The following is a 17,310-nucleotide window of genomic DNA, read 5'->3' on the forward strand; positions in this document are numbered from 1 at the left end:
GGCCCTCGTCCGGCCGACGACGCGGAGCGGGTGGGCCGGGTTCGGATCGGGGAGACGGGGCACCCGAAGGTTCCAACCCGAGGGGAGTGACCGGTCATGACCACAGGAGAGTCGTCCGCGAAGGCGGCGAGACGAGCGGGCCGCGGAGGGGTCGTACGGGCAGGTGCGAGGGCGGGCTTCGTGGCGCGGGGGGTGCTCTACCTTCTCGTCGGAGCCCTGGCCGTACGCATCGGCCTGACGGGCACGAGCGAGCAGGCCGACCGGGGCGGGGCCCTCGCGGAGGTCGTCTCCACGCCGTTCGGGTTCGTCCTGCTCTGGGCCCTGGGCGTCGGCCTCGCCGGCATGGCCTTGTGGCGGCTTTCGGAGGCGGTCTTCGGGGCCGCCGGGCCGAAGGGCGACCGCCCCGGCAAGCGGGCCCTGTCCGGCGGCCGGGCCGTGTTCTACGCGGTCTCCTCCTTCCTCGTCCTGTCCTTCGCGACGGGAGACCGGGGCAGCGGCGCGGGTTCGACCGACAGGCAGAGCCATGACCTCACGAGCCGTCTCCTGTCGCTGCCCGGCGGGCCGTGGTGGGTGGGGGCGGTGGCCACGGGCATCCTGGGCGCGGGGCTGTGGATCGCCGGCCGGGCCGTGCTTCGGAAGTACCGAGAGCATCTGCGACGGCAGCGGATGTCCACGCTGCAACGCCGCTTCATGGACGTGACGGGCACAGCGGGCGGCGTCGCGCGCGGGCTCGTGATCGCCGCCGTCGGCTTCTTCGGCCTGAAGGCGTCGAGCCGCTCCGATCCGGGCGAGGCCAAGGGCATGGACGACGCGATCCGCTCGTTCGCGGAGGCCCCGGCGGGCCCGTGGCTCCTCCTCGCCGTCGCCGTCGGTCTCGCGCTCTTCGGGGCGTTCTCCTTCGGCCAGTCCAAGTGGCGCGAGGTCTGATCCGTCGCTACGACACGTCCCAGGCGAAGAGGGACGGCATGGGCAGGGTGGTGCCGACCCCCGGCCGGTGCGCCTGAGGCCCCGGCTCGACATCACAGGCCGCAGCTCGACATCACGCCTCGTGTCCGTCCCCTCCCTTCGAGTCGACAGATCGCCGCGGCGCGGATGAGCCGCCCCGCACGGGGCAGTCGCAGCAGGGAGCAGCCGATCTGCGCCGTCCCGCCCACGATCGGTCCCGTCGATCATGGAGGTATCCCGTGTCCGGTACGGCTCTGACCCTGGGCGCACGGCCAGGCGGGCTGATCGCCCTGCCCGGCGTCTACCGGCCGCAGGCGGACACGCATCTGCTCGCCCGCGCCCTGGCCCAGGAGGACCTCGGGCCGGGGACCGACGTGCTGGAGATCGGTACGGGCACCGGCGCGCTCGCCCTCGACGCGGCCCGGCGACGGGCACGGGTCACGGCGGTCGACGTCTCATGGCCCGCCGTCGTCACGGCCCGCCTGAACGCCCTGCGCCGGAGACTTCCCCTGCGCGTCGTTCACGGCGACTTCGCGGCGCGCAGCGCGGGCCGCCGCTTCGACCTCGTCGTCTCGAATCCGCCCTACGTGCCGGCACCGGAGGCCCTGCTGCCCTCGCGGGGGCCGGAACGGGCCTGGGACGCCGGGCCGGACGGGCGAGGCGTCATCGATCGCATCTGCGCGAACGCTCCGGCGCTGCTGCGACCCGGTGGGGTCCTGCTCCTGGTGCACTCCCAGATGTGCGGGGCCCAGGAGACCGTCGACCGGCTGACCGGGGCGGGCATGGCCGCGGAGGTCACGGCGAGGGCCTCGGTGCCCTGGGGGCCGGTCCTGTGCTCGCGCCGGTCCTGGCTGGCGCGGGTGGGCCTGGCGACCCAGGCCGAGGAACGGGAAGAGCTGGTGGTCATCCGTGCACGCTGACTCCCCGCACACGCCGGGCGACTCCCGGAACAGCCCCGGCGAGGCCCGGCGCACCCCCGGCGAAGCCCGGAACCCCCGCGGCTCCCGGCGCACCCCCGGCCCGGCCCGCACGGAGGCGCCGGCCCGCCGGGCGGCCGAGGACCCGAGGGGACCCGCCCTGGTCGAGGGGCCGGTCGAGATCGTCCTCGACGACGGGACGGTCGCCCGTTCCGAACGCTTCATGGTCGCCCTCTGTACCTGCCGCCGCAGCCGCATCTATCCGTGGTGCGACACCAGCCACCGCCCCCGCGAGCGCGCCGTCCAGCCCTCCGAGGACAGGAACCCCTCATGACGCCCTCGATCACGAGCATCGCAAGCTCCACGAGCTCCACAGACTCCACGAGCTCCACAGACTCCACGAGCTCCACAGACTCCACGAGCACCACGGCCACCACAGCCACGGCGGCCACCGCCGCCCCCCGCCTGGCCGAACCCCGCGGCGCGTTGTCCGCCGCCGTCACCGAGGCCCTCCGGTCGGGCGGCACTCCCGCGTACCGCCCCGGGGCCGTCCTGACAGCCGATCCCTGGGGCGAGGACCTCCAGCTCGCCCTCTACCTCCTCTACGAGCTCCACTACCGGGGATTCGACGGGGTGGACGACGACCGCGAATGGGACCCGGAACTCCTCCGACTGCGCCAGGCCATGGAAGCCCGCTTCCTGCACGCCCTGAGCACCGAGCTGTCCGACGCCCCCCGATCGGTCGCGGAGGCCTTCGCCCCGCTCCTCGTCGAACCACTGGACTCCGTCGGCGGTCTCAGCCGCCACCTGGAACGGAAGGGCGAGCTGTGGCAGGTGCGGGAGTACGCGGCTCTGCGCTCGCTCTACCACCTCAAGGAGGCCGACCCGCACGTCTGGGTGATCCCCCGGCTGCGAGGCCGGGCCAAGGCCGCGATGGCCGCCATCGAGTTCGACGAGTTCGGCGCCGGCCACCCCGACCGGATCCACGCCCGGCTCTTCGCCGACCTCATGGCGGACCTCGGCCTCGACCCCGCGTATGGCCGCTACCTGGACCAGGCTCCCGCGCCGCTGCTCGCCACCGTCAACCTGATGTCCCTCTTCGGGCTCCACCGGTCCCATCGAGGGTTCCTCGTCGGTCACTTCGCCTGCGTCGAGGTGACCTCCTCACCCGGCTCCAGGCGACTCGCCAAGGCGATGCGGCGCTGCGGGGCAGGACCGGCCGCCGAGCGCTTCTACGACGAGCACGTGGAGGCGGACGCCGTGCACGAGCAGGTCGTACGCCGTGAGGTCATCGGCGGACTGCTCGCGGACGAGCCGTCCCTGGAGGCCGACATCGCCTTCGGCTGCGCGGCCACCGTCCACCTGGAGGACCGCCTCGCGGAGCACGTCGGTGCGGCCTGGGCCGGGGGACGCAGCGCGTTGCGCATGCCCTTGGGCGCCCGGACCCGGGAGCGTGCCGAGTGAGGGCCCATCGGTGGTGCAGTCGATGAACGGGTCCGACGGAAGCCGGTGCGTCCGCACGCCGGTCCGGGACCGAGCCTCGTACGCTGGCCGGATGCGTCACCACGATCTTGTCGTCATCGGTGCGGGGTCCGGCAACGCGGTGGTCGACGACTCGTTCGACGATCTGGACGTGGCGATCGTCGAGGAGCGCTGGTTCGGCGGCACCTGCCTCAACTCCGGATGCATCCCGAGCAAGATGCTCGCGTACACCGCGCAGGTCGCCCGGACCGTACGGGAGGCCGGGGCCTACGACGTGGACGCCGAGCTGAGGGCGGTGCGCTGGCGCCGGGCGCGGGACCGGGTCTTCGGGCGGCTGGACGCCGAACGGGACAGCGGCCGTCGGGGGCGCGTACAACAGGACTCGGTCACCGTGTACGAGGGCAGAGCCAGGTTCATCGGGCCCAGAACCCTCCGGATCCAGCGCGAGCACGGGACCGTCGACGTCAGCGCCGGGCAGATCGTCGTCGCGGCGGGCAGCCGGCCCGCGATCCCCGGGCCTGTCGCGGAGGCGGGCCTGCCGTACGAGACGTCCGACACCGTCATGCGGATCGACGCTCCGCCACGGCGTCTGGCGATCCTCGGGGGCGGCTACATCGCCGCGGAGCTGGCCGAGGTGTTCGCACGGACGGGGTGCTCCGTCACCGTCGTCGAGAAGGAGGAGCGCCTGCTCGGCCCGCAGGACGAGACCGTCGCGGAGCGCTTCACGGAACTGGTCCGCTCCCGCTACGACCTCCGGCTCGGCCACAAGCTCACAGCAGTCGGCGGCCGGCCGGGCGCGCTGCGGCTGAGCCTGGACGACGGATCGACGGTCGACGCGGACATGCTGCTCGTCGCGGTGGGCCGGGCCCCGAACAGCGACCGGCTGAACCTGGAGACGGCCGGTGTCGCCACCCACGACGACGGCCGGGTGCGCGTCGACCGCCATCAGCGCACCACCGCCGAAGGCGTCTTCGCCCTGGGGGACATCTGCTCACCGGTGCCCCTCAAGCACGTCGCCAACCGTGAGGCGAAGGTCGTCGCACACAACCTCCGTCACCCCGGCGACCTCATCGCCGCCGACCACGACCTGGTACCCGCGGCGGTCTTCACCCACCCCCAGATCGCCTCGATCGGCGCCACCGAGCAGGACTGCCGCGACAGAGGCCTCGACTACGTCGTGGGCATGGCCGGTTACGGCGACGTCGCCTACGGCTGGGCGATGGAGGACACCACCGGTTTCTGCAAGGTGCTCGCCGAGCCCGGCACCGGGCGTCTTCTCGGCGCCCACCTGATGGGCGCCGAGGCCTCGACCCTCATCCAGCCACTCGTCCTTGCGGCGACCCTCGGCATCGACGCCACCACGCTCGCGGAGTCCCCGTACTGGATCCATCCCGCACTCACCGAGGTCGTGGAGAACGCCCTCCTCGACCTCGGCCGGTGAGGCGGCCCGCCGGACCATGACCACGTGGAACCACAGGAGGCGCTGTGACGGACCCGGATCCCTTCACCGACGTGCTCGACGGCCCGATGTACGTCGTGACGGCCGCGTCCGGCGGAGAGCGGGCGGGCTGCCTGGTGGGGTTCGCCTCGCAGTGCTCCATCGACCCGCCGAGGTTCGCCGTGTGGCTGTCGGTCGCCAACCACACGTACCGCGTCGCGCGCGAGGCCGAGTACCTCACCGTGCACCTGCTCCACCGGGACGAGCGGGCGATGGCGGAACTCTTCGGCGAGGAGACGGGCGACCGGGCGGACAAGTTCGCCGCGATCGGCTGGCGGCCGGGAGAGGGCGGCAGCCCGATCCTGGAGGAGCTGACCACCTGGTTCACCGGCCGGATCGAAGGGCGCATCGAGGGCGGCGACCACGTCGGGTTCCTCCTGGCGCCCGTGGCGGTGTGCCCGCCGGCCGAGGGGCCACCGCCCGTGCTTCTCCGATACCGAGAGGTACGGGACCTCGACCCCGGACACCCCGCCTGAGGCCGCCGCCGACACGTTTCACCGGGCGGTCTTCCGCTTCGGTCCCCTCTGCAGCGAGGCCGGGTTCACCGAGATCGCCCCGGGGGCCGGTCGGGCGGCGACCGGCGTAGGCTCGGAGCAGGCCTGAAGGAGATGTGGTTCGTATGTGCCGGTGGCTCGCGTACTCGGGTTCGCCTCTCCTGCTCGACGCCGTGCTCTACCGCCCGGAGCACTCCCTGATCAACCAGAGCCTCCACGCGCGGATGGGCGTCGAGTCGACCAACGGCGACGGTTTCGGCGTCGGTTGGTACGGCTCGTACGGCGACGGGACGCCGGCGGTCTTCCGCGATGTCGGCCCGGCCTGGAACAACCGCAACCTTCGAGAGCTCGCGTCGCACGTCCGCTCCTCCCTGTTCTTCGCCCACGTCCGTGCTTCCACGGGTTCCGCGGTCCAGCAGACGAACTGCCATCCCTTTCGCCACGGTCGCTGGCTGTGGATGCACAACGGGGCCATCGCCGACTTTCCCCGGCTGCAGCGGGACCTGTGCATGGCCGTCGACCCCGTGCTCTTCCCCTTCATGGAGGGTTCCACGGACTCCGAGGTGATGTTCTACCTGGCCGTCACCTTCGGCCTCGACCAGGACGTCCCGGGGGCCGTCGCCCGCATGGCCGGCCTGGTCGAGAGCCTCGGAGAGAGGCACGGCGTGCCGGAACCCCTGCAGATGACGGTGGCCGTGAGTGACGGAGAGCGTGTATGGGCCTTCCGGTATTCCAGCCAGGGAAAGGCCCGCTCGCTCTTCTACAGCAGCAGGGCCGAGACCGTTCGCCGTCTTCACCCTGAGCTGGACTACCTGCGGGAGATCTCCGACGAGACCCGCATCGTCGTCTCCGAGCCGCTGGGCGACCTTCCGGGCGTGTGGAACGAACTGCCCGAGGCCAGCTACGCGGTCATTCCCTCGGGCTCGGCCGCGGACTACGTTCCGTTCTCACCGCGATCGCCGTGACGCCGGTACGGCCGGCACCGAGCCCGGAGTGTCGCGCGGCGACGCCCCGCGCCGTATGCCGCGCGGGGCGTCGTTCCACCGGCCCTGCCGGGCCGGGTGAGGGGCCGTCAGCGGTGGCCGCGCAGCTTGGTGAGGAGGCGCTGCACCTGGGTGCGCCTGCGGGGGTCGGCGGCGGCCCGGCGGACGGACGCCGCCGCGTTGCGGCCCTGCGGGCTGTGGGCGAATCGCTTGATGCGGGTCAGCAGTGCGCTCATGGGATTCTCCTTGGATGGCAAGGGCGGGACGTTCCTGCGGGGATCGCCTAGCGGAAGAAGGCCAGGTAGTAGTCGACGAGCCCCATCCGATGCGGCTCGTCGTCGTCGCGGTCGCGGTCGGGGCCGGGTTCGAACGGCGGGGCGTCCTCGATCTGCTGCTTGGAACAGCCGATGTCGAGGCGCTCCGTGCCGGGGTCGACCGAGGTCACGACCCCCGCCGGAACGATGACGCGTCTGCCGGGGATCCAGGGAGCCGTGTCCACCACGACATGGGCGCGGCCGGCCGCGGGCTCGTGCGTGTCGACCGTCCCCGCGAAACCGTCCAAGGCCTCGACCCTGTACCCGGTCAGGTCGAGACGCGCCGCATGCGCCGCGGTCTCCCTGTAGGTCCAGATGTCGTACGCCATGACTGTCTTCCTTCCGTCGAGGGCGAGTGCCACCGGGCTTCGTGTTCTGTCACTCCGTGTTGCCCGTCGCCGCCGTTCCACACCCTCCGGATCCGCCGAGGGCGCGACAGGCCCGGGCCGGCACGAGCGGAATGATTCCCGGAAGCCCGGGTACGCGGACGCTGTCCAACCCGTTAGGGAGGGAGCAACCATGGGTCTGGGACTGTTCATCATCATGATCGCCGTCGGCGCCATCCTCACCTTCGCGTCCGACTGGGAGCTCGAAGCGGTCGACCTCGATCTGGTCGGCCTGATCCTCATGGCGGTCGGCTTTCTGGGGACCGCCGTGTACACGAGCGTCCTTCGCCGCCGCCGGATGGTGGTTCCGCCCGTGGCGCCCACGGCCACCGACGACCGGCGTGACCTGCTCTGAGGCGGCCCGCGCGGTCGATGCCGTGACCGACACGACGTACAGCGACAGAGGAGTGACAGACATGACCGACCGCATCTGGTCCTACAGCACGGAGTCCGGCCACCTGGCGGGCATCGACCTCATCGGATGGCGGGTCGAGGCGTCCGACGGCCACATCGGCAACGTCGACAAGCACTCCGACGAGGTGGACGACGCCTATCTGGTCGTCGACACGGGCGCCTGGATCTTCGGCAAGGAGGCGCTGATACCGGCGAGCGCCGTGACCACGGTCGACCTGGAGGACTACACGATCCACCTCTCCCTGACCAAGGAACAGGTCAAGGACGCACCCGAGTTCGTCTCCGACAAGCACCTGGCGGACCTGCAGTACCGCGAGGAGATCACCCGGCACTACCACACCGGCGGCCCCTTCTCGGGCGGCACCGGTGCCATCTGACAAGCCGCGGCCCGGGCTTGTGGCGGACGCCACGACGGCGGCACGAGAAGCCGATCCGTCAGGACGCGGCAGGTTTGCCGCGGGCATATCCGGTGAGACGGGCCTCATGAGTGCTTCGGAGAAGAACGGACACAACCCGATCCCCTGGACCAGGCCGTACGTGGTGCGGGACTACCCCGACATCACGGAGGCGTACGACCCCGACACGGCGGAGGGGTTCGTGCTCCACACGTCGGAGTGGTACGACTCCGACGCGGCGGACGTCTACGGGGAGCTGTCCGTCCTCCCCGACCGGTTCCCCGAAAGCGCCGGCAGTCCCGCGCAGGCCGCCCGCGGTGCCGGGAACGCCTTGTGGGCCGCGGTCCGCGCGCACAAGGCGATGACGGCGGGCGCCGCCGCGGGCGCGGCGGCGGCGCTGACCCTCGCGTACGCGCTGGGGCGGCGGGCGCGGCGACGCGAACCCGGTCCGGTGGCCCTGCTCCTCGAACGCCGCTTCTGAGGGGGCGAGACTCCCCTCCCGCCGGCGCGTACCCCACGTACCCCGTCCGTCCGGCTCCTTCACGTCCACCAGCGGTGTGGAGCCGTCCCCCCCCCGGCATGAATGAGCCCGGCACTCCCCGTGGGGAGCGTGCCGGGCTCGCCCGCGTGCTCGGGCGGCCGGCGCCGATTCGCCCCCGGGGCTCCGTCCCGGAGGCCCCGGAACCCGGGCCGACGGCGTGTTCCGGCCGTATGACGCGGCACCGCCCTCCTCTTGTCGATCACGGAGGGGTAGTGTCGTCATCATTGCCGTACGGCAACGATCGCGGCCGGAGTCGTCCTGGGGGAGCGGGCGTCCGGCTCTGTGACCGGGGTCGAACGGTCCGTATGCGGAAGCTTGTTGCGGAACGAGGATGGGGCATGTCTGAGACCACGACCGAAGGCTCCTCGACCCGGGTGCCGCCCGGGCCGGCCGCGGTGGGCGAGCCCGAGCTGCGACAGCTCCTGGCCGGACTCACGGCGGTGCGGGACGGCGACTTCGGCACCCGTCTGCCCGACGAGGCGGACGGCCTGATGGGCGAGATCTCCATGGTGTTCAACGGGATGGTCGACCAGCTCTCCCTGTTCACCTCCGAGGTGACGCGGGTCGCCCGCGAGGTCGGCACGGAGGGAACACTGGGCGGGCAGGCCGCGGTGCCCGGCGTCTCCGGGACGTGGGCGGACCTCACCGACTCGGTGAACGCGATGGCCGGCAACCTCACCACCCAGGTCCGGGACATCGCCCAGGTGGCCACCGCCGTCGCCAGGGGAGACCTCTCCCAGAAGATCGACGTGGACGCGCGCGGCGAGATCCTGGAGCTCAAGAACACCATCAACACGATGGTCGACCAGCTCTCCTCCTTCGCCGACGAGGTCACGCGCATGGCCCGTGACGTGGGCACGGAGGGCATTCTCGGCGGACAGGCCGATGTGAAGGGCGCCTCCGGCACCTGGCGGGACCTGACCGACTCCGTCAACTCCATGGCGGGGAACCTCACCGCCCAGGTGAGGGCGATCGCCCATGTCGCCACCGCGGTCGCCACCGGCGATCTGTCGAAGAAGGTCGACGTCGACGCCCGCGGCGAGATCCTGGAGCTGAAGACGACCATCAACACGATGGTCGACCAGCTGTCGGCGTTCGCCGACGAGGTGACCCGCGTCGCCCGCGAGGTGGGCACCGAGGGCAACCTCGGCGGCCAGGCCACCGTCCGGGGCGCCTCGGGTACCTGGAAGGACCTGACGGACAACGTCAACGTGATGGCGTCCAACCTCACCGGGCAGGTGCGTTCGATCGCCCAGGTCGCCACCTCCGTGGCCCGCGGTGACCTCTCCCGGCGGATCACCGTCGAGGCCAAGGGCGAGGTCGCAGCGCTCGCCGACACCATCAACACCATGGTGGACACGCTGTCGGCGTTCGCCGACGAGGTGACCCGCGTCGCCCGTGAGGTGGGCACCGAGGGCCGGCTCGGCGGCCAGGCCCGCGTACCGAACGTGGCCGGCACCTGGAAGGACCTCACCGACAACGTCAACTCCATGGCGAACAACCTGACCGGGCAGGTCCGGAACATCGCCCAGGTCACCACGGCCGTCGCCAACGGCGACCTCTCCAAGAAGATCGACGTCGACGCCCGCGGCGAGATCCTCGAACTCAAGACGACCATCAACACGATGGTCGACCAGCTGTCCTCCTTCGCCGCCGAGGTCACCCGCGTCGCCCGTGAGGTCGGCAGCGAGGGCCGCCTCGGCGGCCAGGCCGAGGTCGAGGGCGTCTCCGGCACCTGGAAGCGACTGACCGAGAACGTCAACGAACTGGCCGGCAACCTCACCCGCCAGGTTCGCGCCATCGCCGAGGTCGCGAGCGCCGTCGCCGAGGGCGATCTGACCCGCTCGATCACCGTCGAGGCCTCGGGCGAGGTGGCCGAACTCAAGGACAACATCAACGCGATGGTCGGCTCGCTGCGCGAGACGACGCGGGCCAACCAGGAACAGGACTGGCTGAAGTCCAGCCTGGCCCGGATCTCCGCGCTGATGCAGGGCCACCGCGATCTGGCCGTCGTCGCCGATCTCGTCATGGACGAGCTGACCCCGCTCGTCGCCGCCCAGTACGGCGCGTTCTACCTGGCCGAGGAGGGCGTGGACGGCGTCGAACTCGGCCTCGTCGGCTCCTACGGCCGACCCGCCGCGGACCGGGGCCGGGACCGCTTCCGGCTGGGCGAGTCGCTCGTGGGACAGGCAGCGCGCGGCCGCCGCACCATCGCCGCCGAGAACGTCCCCGCCGACTACGTCACGATCTCCTCGGGACTCGGCAGCACGGCCCGGGGCAGCCTCGTCGTCCTGCCGGTCGTCGTCGAGGACCAGGTCCTCGGCGTCATCGAGCTCATGTCCTTCAGCCCCTTCACCTCCGTGCACCGGGACTTCCTGGAGCAGCTCATGGAGACGGTGGGGGTCAACATCAGCACCATCGTCGCCAACGCCCGTACCGACGAACTCCTCGACGAGTCCCAGCGGCTGGCGGGCGAGCTGCGCTCGCGCACCGAGGAACTCCAGGTGCAGCAGGAGGAGCTCCAGCGCTCCAACGCCGAACTGGAGGAGAAGGCGGCCCTGCTCGCCACCCAGAACCGCGACATCGAGGCCAAGAACCTCCAGATCGAACAGGCCCGGCAGGAGCTCGAGGACCGCGCCCAGCAGCTCGCGCTGGCCTCGACGTACAAGTCCGAGTTCCTGGCGAACATGAGCCACGAACTGCGCACCCCGCTCAACAGCCTGCTGATCCTGGCCCAGCTGCTGGCCCAGAACCCGACCCGCAACCTCACGGCCAAGCAGGTCGAGTACGCCGGCATCATCCACTCCGCCGGCTCCGACCTGCTGCAGCTGATCAACGACATCCTCGACCTGTCCAAGGTGGAGGCAGGGAAGATGGACCTCAACCCGGAGCGCGTGCCCCTGCGCAGGCTCCTCGACTACGTCGAGGCCACCTTCCGCCCCCTCACCTCGCAGAAGAGCCTCGCCTTCTCGGTCGCCACGGCCGCCGGCGTCCCCGTCGACCTGCTCACCGACGACTCCCGGCTCCGGCAGGTGCTGCGGAACCTGCTCTCGAACGCCGTCAAGTTCACCGAGCACGGCGGCGTCGAGCTCCGCATCGAACCGGCAGCGGACGCCGAGCTCCCCGTCTCGGTCCACCGGGGCGGCCCCGTCGTCGCCTTCCGCGTGACGGACACCGGCATCGGCATCGCCACCGAGAACCTGGAGGCCATCTTCGGCGCCTTCCAGCAGGCCGACGGGACGACCAACCGCAAGTACGGCGGCACCGGTCTGGGCCTCTCCATCAGCCGTGAGATCGCCTATCTGCTCGGCGGCGCCCTCACCGTCACCAGCGTGGCCGGCGAAGGCAGCACCTTCACCTTCTACCTGCCCGTCACCCGCACCGACTTCACAGAGAAGCCCGACCCCGCCGCCCGCCCTCTGGAGACCACCGAGGTCGCGGCACCGGACCGGGGCGCCGCTCTCGCCCAGCCCGCCGGGCCCGGCGCGGCGACGGCCCGGCCGACCCGCCGCCTCCTCGTGATCGAGGAGCGCCCGCGCGGGCTCCTCGCCGTCGTCGCCGAGAACGCGGTCACGCAGCTCTCCGACGACGTGCGCCACGCCGAGCGGACGGACATCGAACTGATCGCGGTCGTCGGCCCTCAGGAGGCGGCCAGCGCGCTCGCCACCCAGCCGTTCCACTGCGTGGTGCTCGACGTCGACATGGCGGACGGCGACGCCCTGCGCTTCCTGGGCGCCATGGACGGCGACGAGGCGTTGCGTACGGTTCCGGTCCTCGCCCACAACAACCGCAGGCTCCCCGCCGACGAGGAGGGCGCCCTGCAGGAGCTCGCCCGGCGCCGTCCGCTGGAACTCCTCTCCAGCCTCGACGAACTGCGCGAGCGGATCGCTCTGCACCTGTCCGCGGAGCAGCCCGGTGACGTCGTGCCCCTGGTGCGCGGTGACCACTGGGCCCCGGCACCCCAGGCCATCGACACCACACTGCACGGCCGTACCGTCCTCGTGGTCGACGACGACGCCCGCAACCTCTACGCCCTCACCGGCATCCTGGAACTGCACGGCGTCACGGTGCTGCACGCCGAGAACGGCCGTAAGGGGATCGACACGCTCCTGGCCAACCCGGCCGTGTCCCTCGTCCTGATGGACGTGATGATGCCGGAGATGGACGGCTACACCGCGACGACACGGATCAGGCAACTGTCGCAGTACGCGGAACTGCCCGTGATCGCGGTCACCGCCAAGGCCATGCCGGGCGACCGAGAGAAGAGCCTGGCGTCGGGCGCCAGCGACTACGTGACGAAGCCCGTCGACGCCGACGAGCTCATCGCCTGTGTCGGCCGCTGGCTGAACGATGGGTAGTCCCGTGACCGTCCCCGCCGGGCCGTCCCGCACGCCGCGGAGTGCCCCGCGCCGCTCCGGCGCGCCATGTCCCCGTCCGTGCGGCGGCCACGAGGCCGTCCTGACCGAGGAGTCGCCGACGTGAGTGGCCCCCGCTTCCGGGACGGAGACCCGTCTGCCGGGCTTCATGGGGAGGGCGCTGCGGCGCCTGAGGCATGTGAGGCGCCTGAGGTCCCTGAGACCTGGAAGGTGCCTGAGGCACGCGAGGCGCCCGAGGCCCCGGAGCCCCCCGAGGCGCCAGCCGGCGTCCCGGGTTCCCCTCCCGCCGACGGCGAACGCCCGCCGACGCGGGACGACTTCGCCGACGGCCGGCTCGCCGCCACGGTGGAGCGCCTGCGCGGCGAGGTGCGCGCCGCGCACGCGGCGGCCGAGGGGCGTGCCCTGATCGAACTCGCCAAGGGCGTCCTCGTCGAGCGCCTGGGCTGCGGCCCCGCCCAGGCGGCGCGGCAGCTCGCCGAACTCGCCGACCGGGCCGGGCTCTCCCGCCTGGAGCTGGCCGCGGACATCATCAACCAGGCGGCCCGCGACCAGGTCGCCGAGGTCGCGGGCGAGTTCGTGAGGACGACCATCGGCGAGCCCGGCACCGCCGGACCCGCCGCCTCCGTCGGCGTGCGTCTGCGCACGGCGGAGAGTGCGGCGCTCAGCGCCGGCGACACCCAGGCCGTCGCCGATTCGCTGCTCGCACACGCCCTCGAACCCCTGGGCGCCGTCGCCGTGGCCATCTGGACCACCGGCCCGGACGCGTCGCTGAGCCTGCGCGGCCACGCCGGGTTCGGCCCCGACGAGGCGGCCCGCTGGCACTACGTCCCTCCGGGGGTGACCACCGCGGCCCGACAGGCACTCACCGGCCGCCGCACCGTCTGGTATCCCTCCCTTGCCGCCGCGGGCATCCCCTCGATCGGCCGCGCACGCCACCCCGACGGCGGGCGGGTCGTGGTCCCCGCCGGGACCGGCGGCCGTATCCACGGCGTCCTGGAGATCTGCTGGGCCCGCCCGCTGGACCCCCAGCCGCAGGCCGTGGAACGCCAGATCGAGGCCCTCGCGGAACTCTGCGCCCACACCCTTGAGGTGCTGCCCGGACAGGCGGCCCCGACACGCTCCCCCGTCCCCACCGGGGACGGATCACTGGAGCTGGCCGAACTCTCCGACGGGCTCTACGACCCCGCCCTCGTCCTGACCCCGCACCTGGACGAGGCGGGGAGGCTCGCCGACTTCCGTGTCCGGCACGCCAACGCGCACTTCCAGGACCCGGCGGGACGGCCCCGCGGCGCCGTCGACGGGGCACTGCTCCTGGAGGCGTACCCCGCGACCGCCGACGAGAGCGAACTCTTCGAACGGATCGAGCGGGTCTACGCCACGGGCGAGCCCTTCCGCGCCCGCCGCACCCGGCTCACCGCCCTGGTGGACCAGGTGCCGCTCACCTCGCTCGCCGACATCAGCATCAGCCGGTACGGAGGGAGCGTCCTCCTCATCTGGCGCGTCGAGGACGAATCGGCGCGCCTGGCCAGCCTGTTGCAGCACGCCCAGCGTCTCGGCCGGGTCGGCGCCTTCGAGGAGGACGCCCTCACCGGAGACATCACCTGGCACGGCCAGCTCTTCGAGCTCTTCGGCCGTCGGCCGACGGAGGAGCCGGTCGCCCTGCGCGACCTGGCCGGCCACGCCCACCCCGACGACTCCGGCACCATCCGGCAGTTCCTCCAGACGGTGCTGCAGCAGAGGCAGGTGGGCTCCGCGGCCTTCCGCATGCTGCGCCGCGACGGGGTCACGCGTCACATCAGGGTGACCGCCGAACCCGCCCTGGGAGTCGACGGCGGCCTCGAGACCGTCAGGGGCGCCTACCAGGACATCTCGGCGCAGCACTGGACCGAGGTCGCCCTCACGGCCACCCGCGACCGGCTCGTCGCCACGGAGGAGGCAGCCGAGGAACGCAACCGGCTCACCCTCCAGCTCCAGCACGCCATCATGCCGCCGGTCAAACCGCCGCTCGACGCACCGGCCCTCGACGTCGCCGTGCGCTACCGCCCGGCCGAGTCCGAGTCGCTGGTCGGCGGCGACTGGTACGACGCCGTCGTGCTGCCCTCCAAGAAGGTGCTCCTGTGCGTGGGGGACGTCGCGGGCCACGGGGTGGAGGCCGCCACCGGCATGGTGGTCCTGCGCAACGCCCTCCGCGGCCTCGCCGTCACGGGCGCGGGGCCGGGACAGCTCCTGTCCTGGCTCAACAGCGTCGCCCACCACCTCACCGCCCATGTCACGGCCACCGCCGTGTGCGGGATCTTCGACCCCGCCACCCGTACGCTGCGGTGGGCCAGGGCGGGGCACCTGCCGCCGGTGCTCGTCCGGGGGAACGAGGCCGCCGACCTGCCGCTGCTGCGCGGACTGCTGCTGGGGGCGCTCGCCGAAGCCGAGTACGAGGAGTCGGAGCTCCGGCTCGAACCCGACGACATCGTGCTGATGTACACCGACGGCCTCGTCGAGCGGCGGGACACCCCCGTCCAGGACTCCGTCGCCCAGCTGCTCGCCGTCGCCCGGCTGCCTTCCGACAGCCTCGAACAGCGGCTGGACCAGCTGCTGGCGCGTAGCAAGTCGGACACGGACGACGATACGTGTGTGGTCGGCGTACAGGTGTCCTGATCGTCCAGATGCCCTGAACCCGGTCCGTCCGTGCGGCACCGTCCCCCCGGACCGCCCGCCGCCGACCGTCATCCACATGACCGCCTGCCCGTGACCGCCCGCCGCCGACCGTCACCCACACGACCGCCCCCCGCCCGTGACCGCCCGCCCACGACCGTCCCCCAGACTGTCTGTCCAACGACCTTCCCCCACCCGGAAAGCAGGGAACATGCCCGAGCGAGAACCGATCCTGGACATCGGCGTCGAGATCCGCGACGCCCGCACGGCCGTGCTCTCCGTGGCGGGTGAGCTGGACATGGAGACGGCCGGCCGGCTCGACGACCACCTGGCGGAGCAGCTCGGCCAGGGGCGGCACCACCTCGTCCTCGACCTGTCCGCGCTCGACTTCATGGACTCGTCGGGCCTGAACGTTCTCATCAGGTCGGTCCACAGGGCACGGGAGGCCGGCGGAGACCTGTATCTCGCCGCGCCGAACTCCGCGGTGCGACGCATCCTGGAGATCACCGGGCTGACGACGACGCTCCCGCCGCACGAACGGGTGGCGGAGGCGTTGGCCGCGGCCGGCGGCGGGAGATAGCGGAACGGGGGCGCGTCCCGGGCACGGGACCGGCCCAGGGAGGAAGGAAGAGGAAGACCGTGCACGAGACCACCGACGTCGAGCAGGCGCTCCGCCGTGCGGCTCCGCACCAGTTGGTGAGCGTCGTCGAGGGCGCCCTGCGGGAGCGCTGCGACGCCCTGCGGGTGGAACTCCGCCTGGCCGACTACGGCTTGCGGACGCTCCAGCTCGTCGGGCGCGCCCCCGGAGCGGATCCGGCGGTCCCGATCCACGACAGTCCCCAGGGACGCGCCTTCGGCGCCCAGGAGCCGTACGTCGTCGAGGGGCCCTCGTCGGTGCTGCTCCACCTGCCCGTCACCGTCCGCGGGGACCGGCTGGGCGTCCTCACCGCCGAACTGCCGCGGGGAACCGACATCCGGCCCCTGTTCCCCGGACTCGCCCAGGTCTGCGACGCGCTCGGCCACGAGATCCTGGTCGCCGAGCGTGACACGGACCTCTACGTCCTGGCACGGCGGGCGACGCGGCTCACGCTCGCCGCGGAGATGCAGTGGCAGCTCCTGCCCGGCCGTTCGTGCGCCCGCCCCGAGTTCGCCCTCGCCGCCCATCTCGAACCCGCCTACGCCATCTTCGGCGACAACTACGACTGGTCGGTCTCCGACGGCCGGCTGACCCTCACCGTCACCAACGGCATGGGAGAGGGCATCGAGGCCGCCCTGCTGACGAACCTCGCGATCAACGCGCTCCGCAACGCCCGGCGGGCCGGCCTCTCCCTCGCGGACCAGGCCGCTCTCGCCGACCAGGCCGTGTACGCGCAGTACCGCGGCGACGCCTTCGTGTCGGTGCTCCTCCTGGACTTCGACCTGACCACGGGCGAGGTGGAGGCCGTGGACGCCGGTTCGCCCCGTCTGTGGCGGCTGCGGGGCCACTCCGTCGAGTCCATCGGCTTCGATGCGCAGTTGCCCCTCGGCATGTTCGAGGACACCGGCTACGTCCCCGAGCGGTTCACCGTGGAGCCGGGGGACCGCCTGCTCTTCGGCAGCGACGGCGTGTACGCCGCCGTCTCGCCGGCCGGGGAGAGCTACGGCGACCGGGCGCTGGCGCGCGCGCTCAAGGGAACGCGGCTGCTGCCGCCCACGCACGTCCCGCAGACGATGCTCCGGGAGCTGACCACCCATCACGGCGGCGGCGCACTGGACGACGACGCCCTCGTCGTCTGTCTCGACTGGCACGGCGCCGCGTCGTAAGTTGCCGTGCGGCAACTGTATCCTTGGGGCAATACCAGGCGTGCGCCCGGTAGGGCACGTCATGGACGACCAGGGGTGGCAATGGGGACATGGGGTGTGCGGCCGGCCGGAGC

Annotated in this window: 16 protein-coding genes; 14 read left to right on the forward strand and 2 right to left on the reverse strand. The window is 72.2% G+C overall.

The window, feature by feature from the left end:
• Positions 1–96: 96 nt before the first annotated feature.
• The 7 genes from ACFQ79_RS13800 to ACFQ79_RS13830 all read left to right on the forward strand — a co-directional run bounded on the left by ACFQ79_RS13800 (position 97) and on the right by ACFQ79_RS13830 (position 6,301).
• Positions 97–927: a DUF1206 domain-containing protein gene (locus ACFQ79_RS13800; protein ID WP_383582573.1), complete on the forward strand. Its 831-nt coding sequence runs from the start codon at positions 97–99 to the stop codon at positions 925–927.
• A gap of 257 nt (positions 928–1,184) precedes the next feature.
• Positions 1,185–1,865, forward strand: a complete 681-nt coding sequence (locus ACFQ79_RS13805; protein ID WP_383582575.1) for a HemK2/MTQ2 family protein methyltransferase — start codon at positions 1,185–1,187, stop codon at positions 1,863–1,865.
• Positions 1,855–2,196, forward strand: coding sequence for a CDGSH iron-sulfur domain-containing protein (locus ACFQ79_RS13810; protein ID WP_383582578.1), 342 nt, complete (start codon positions 1,855–1,857; stop codon positions 2,194–2,196). Before ACFQ79_RS13805 ends, ACFQ79_RS13810 begins: the two co-directional genes overlap by 11 nt.
• Positions 2,193–3,326, forward strand: coding sequence for an iron-containing redox enzyme family protein (locus tag ACFQ79_RS13815; RefSeq protein ID WP_383582581.1), 1,134 nt, complete (start codon positions 2,193–2,195; stop codon positions 3,324–3,326). The genes ACFQ79_RS13810 and ACFQ79_RS13815 overlap by 4 nt, the downstream gene beginning before the upstream one ends.
• A 91-nt stretch (positions 3,327–3,417) precedes the next feature.
• Positions 3,418–4,785 carry a mycothione reductase gene (locus ACFQ79_RS13820; RefSeq protein WP_383582583.1) on the forward strand — a complete coding sequence of 456 codons (1,368 nt, stop codon included), beginning with the start codon at positions 3,418–3,420 and terminating at the stop codon, positions 4,783–4,785.
• A gap of 44 nt (positions 4,786–4,829) precedes the next feature.
• Entirely contained in the window at positions 4,830–5,318 is a 489-nt protein-coding gene (locus tag ACFQ79_RS13825) for a flavin reductase family protein (RefSeq protein WP_383582585.1), read from the forward strand.
• A gap of 143 nt (positions 5,319–5,461) precedes the next feature.
• Positions 5,462–6,301: a class II glutamine amidotransferase gene (locus ACFQ79_RS13830; protein ID WP_383582587.1), complete on the forward strand. Its 840-nt coding sequence runs from the start codon at positions 5,462–5,464 to the stop codon at positions 6,299–6,301.
• Between the two features lie 107 nt (positions 6,302–6,408).
• Here the strand turns inward: ACFQ79_RS13830 and ACFQ79_RS13835 are convergent, their stop codons facing one another.
• Positions 6,409–6,555 (reverse strand): hypothetical protein, encoded by a 147-nt coding sequence (locus ACFQ79_RS13835; protein ID WP_383582589.1) that lies wholly within the window; start codon positions 6,553–6,555, stop codon positions 6,409–6,411.
• 47 nt (positions 6,556–6,602) lie between these two features.
• Complete coding sequence (locus ACFQ79_RS13840; protein WP_383582592.1) at positions 6,603–6,962, reverse strand: PRC-barrel domain containing protein; 360 nt, start codon at positions 6,960–6,962, stop codon at positions 6,603–6,605.
• A 190-nt stretch (positions 6,963–7,152) separates the two neighbouring features.
• Here ACFQ79_RS13840 and ACFQ79_RS13845 point away from each other — a divergent pair, with 190 nt between their 5' ends.
• The 7 genes from ACFQ79_RS13845 (at position 7,153) to ACFQ79_RS13875 (ending at position 17,197) form a co-directional block, all read left to right on the forward strand.
• On the forward strand, positions 7,153–7,374 hold the full coding sequence (locus ACFQ79_RS13845; RefSeq protein WP_266975923.1) for a DUF6458 family protein: 222 nt from the start codon (positions 7,153–7,155) through the stop codon (positions 7,372–7,374).
• A gap of 61 nt (positions 7,375–7,435) precedes the next feature.
• On the forward strand, positions 7,436–7,810 hold the full coding sequence (locus tag ACFQ79_RS13850) for a PRC-barrel domain containing protein (RefSeq protein ID WP_383582595.1): 375 nt from the start codon (positions 7,436–7,438) through the stop codon (positions 7,808–7,810).
• A gap of 106 nt (positions 7,811–7,916) precedes the next feature.
• On the forward strand, positions 7,917–8,309 hold the full coding sequence (locus tag ACFQ79_RS13855) for a hypothetical protein (RefSeq protein WP_383582598.1): 393 nt from the start codon (positions 7,917–7,919) through the stop codon (positions 8,307–8,309).
• A 398-nt stretch (positions 8,310–8,707) separates the two neighbouring features.
• On the forward strand, positions 8,708–12,727 hold the full coding sequence (locus tag ACFQ79_RS13860; RefSeq protein ID WP_383582601.1) for a HAMP domain-containing protein: 4,020 nt from the start codon (positions 8,708–8,710) through the stop codon (positions 12,725–12,727).
• A 120-nt stretch (positions 12,728–12,847) separates the two neighbouring features.
• Complete coding sequence (locus tag ACFQ79_RS13865) at positions 12,848–15,397, forward strand: SpoIIE family protein phosphatase (RefSeq protein WP_383582604.1); 2,550 nt, start codon at positions 12,848–12,850, stop codon at positions 15,395–15,397.
• Between the two features lie 208 nt (positions 15,398–15,605).
• The gene (locus ACFQ79_RS13870; RefSeq protein ID WP_383582607.1) at positions 15,606–15,974 is read left to right on the forward strand and encodes an STAS domain-containing protein; all 369 of its coding nucleotides are present in this window, start codon (positions 15,606–15,608) and stop codon (positions 15,972–15,974) included.
• A 59-nt stretch (positions 15,975–16,033) separates the two neighbouring features.
• Positions 16,034–17,197 carry a PP2C family protein-serine/threonine phosphatase gene (locus tag ACFQ79_RS13875; protein ID WP_383582610.1) on the forward strand — a complete coding sequence of 388 codons (1,164 nt, stop codon included), beginning with the start codon at positions 16,034–16,036 and terminating at the stop codon, positions 17,195–17,197.
• Positions 17,198–17,310: the final 113 nt, after the last annotated feature.

The organism is Streptomyces sp. NPDC056480, assembly GCF_042795405.1.
GTDB lineage: Bacteria > Actinomycetota > Actinomycetes > Streptomycetales > Streptomycetaceae > Streptomyces.

What these genes read in the sequence shown, in the direction of transcription:
- ACFQ79_RS13800 (WP_383582573.1), top strand. Translation starts at nt 97, where the DNA reads ATGACCACAGGAGAGTCGTCCGCGAAGGCGGCGAGACGAGCGGGCCGC.
- ACFQ79_RS13815 (WP_383582581.1), top strand. Translation starts at nt 2,193, where the DNA reads ATGACGCCCTCGATCACGAGCATCGCAAGCTCCACGAGCTCCACAGAC.
- ACFQ79_RS13820 (WP_383582583.1), top strand. Translation starts at nt 3,418, where the DNA reads ATGCGTCACCACGATCTTGTCGTCATCGGTGCGGGGTCCGGCAACGCG.
- ACFQ79_RS13830 (WP_383582587.1), top strand. Translation starts at nt 5,462, where the DNA reads ATGTGCCGGTGGCTCGCGTACTCGGGTTCGCCTCTCCTGCTCGACGCC.
- ACFQ79_RS13835 (WP_383582589.1), bottom strand. Translation starts at nt 6,555, where the DNA reads ATGAGCGCACTGCTGACCCGCATCAAGCGATTCGCCCACAGCCCGCAG.
- ACFQ79_RS13840 (WP_383582592.1), bottom strand. Translation starts at nt 6,962, where the DNA reads ATGGCGTACGACATCTGGACCTACAGGGAGACCGCGGCGCATGCGGCG.
- ACFQ79_RS13845 (WP_266975923.1), top strand. Translation starts at nt 7,153, where the DNA reads ATGGGTCTGGGACTGTTCATCATCATGATCGCCGTCGGCGCCATCCTC.
- ACFQ79_RS13850 (WP_383582595.1), top strand. Translation starts at nt 7,436, where the DNA reads ATGACCGACCGCATCTGGTCCTACAGCACGGAGTCCGGCCACCTGGCG.
- ACFQ79_RS13855 (WP_383582598.1), top strand. Translation starts at nt 7,917, where the DNA reads ATGAGTGCTTCGGAGAAGAACGGACACAACCCGATCCCCTGGACCAGG.
- ACFQ79_RS13860 (WP_383582601.1), top strand. Translation starts at nt 8,708, where the DNA reads ATGTCTGAGACCACGACCGAAGGCTCCTCGACCCGGGTGCCGCCCGGG.
- ACFQ79_RS13870 (WP_383582607.1), top strand. Translation starts at nt 15,606, where the DNA reads ATGCCCGAGCGAGAACCGATCCTGGACATCGGCGTCGAGATCCGCGAC.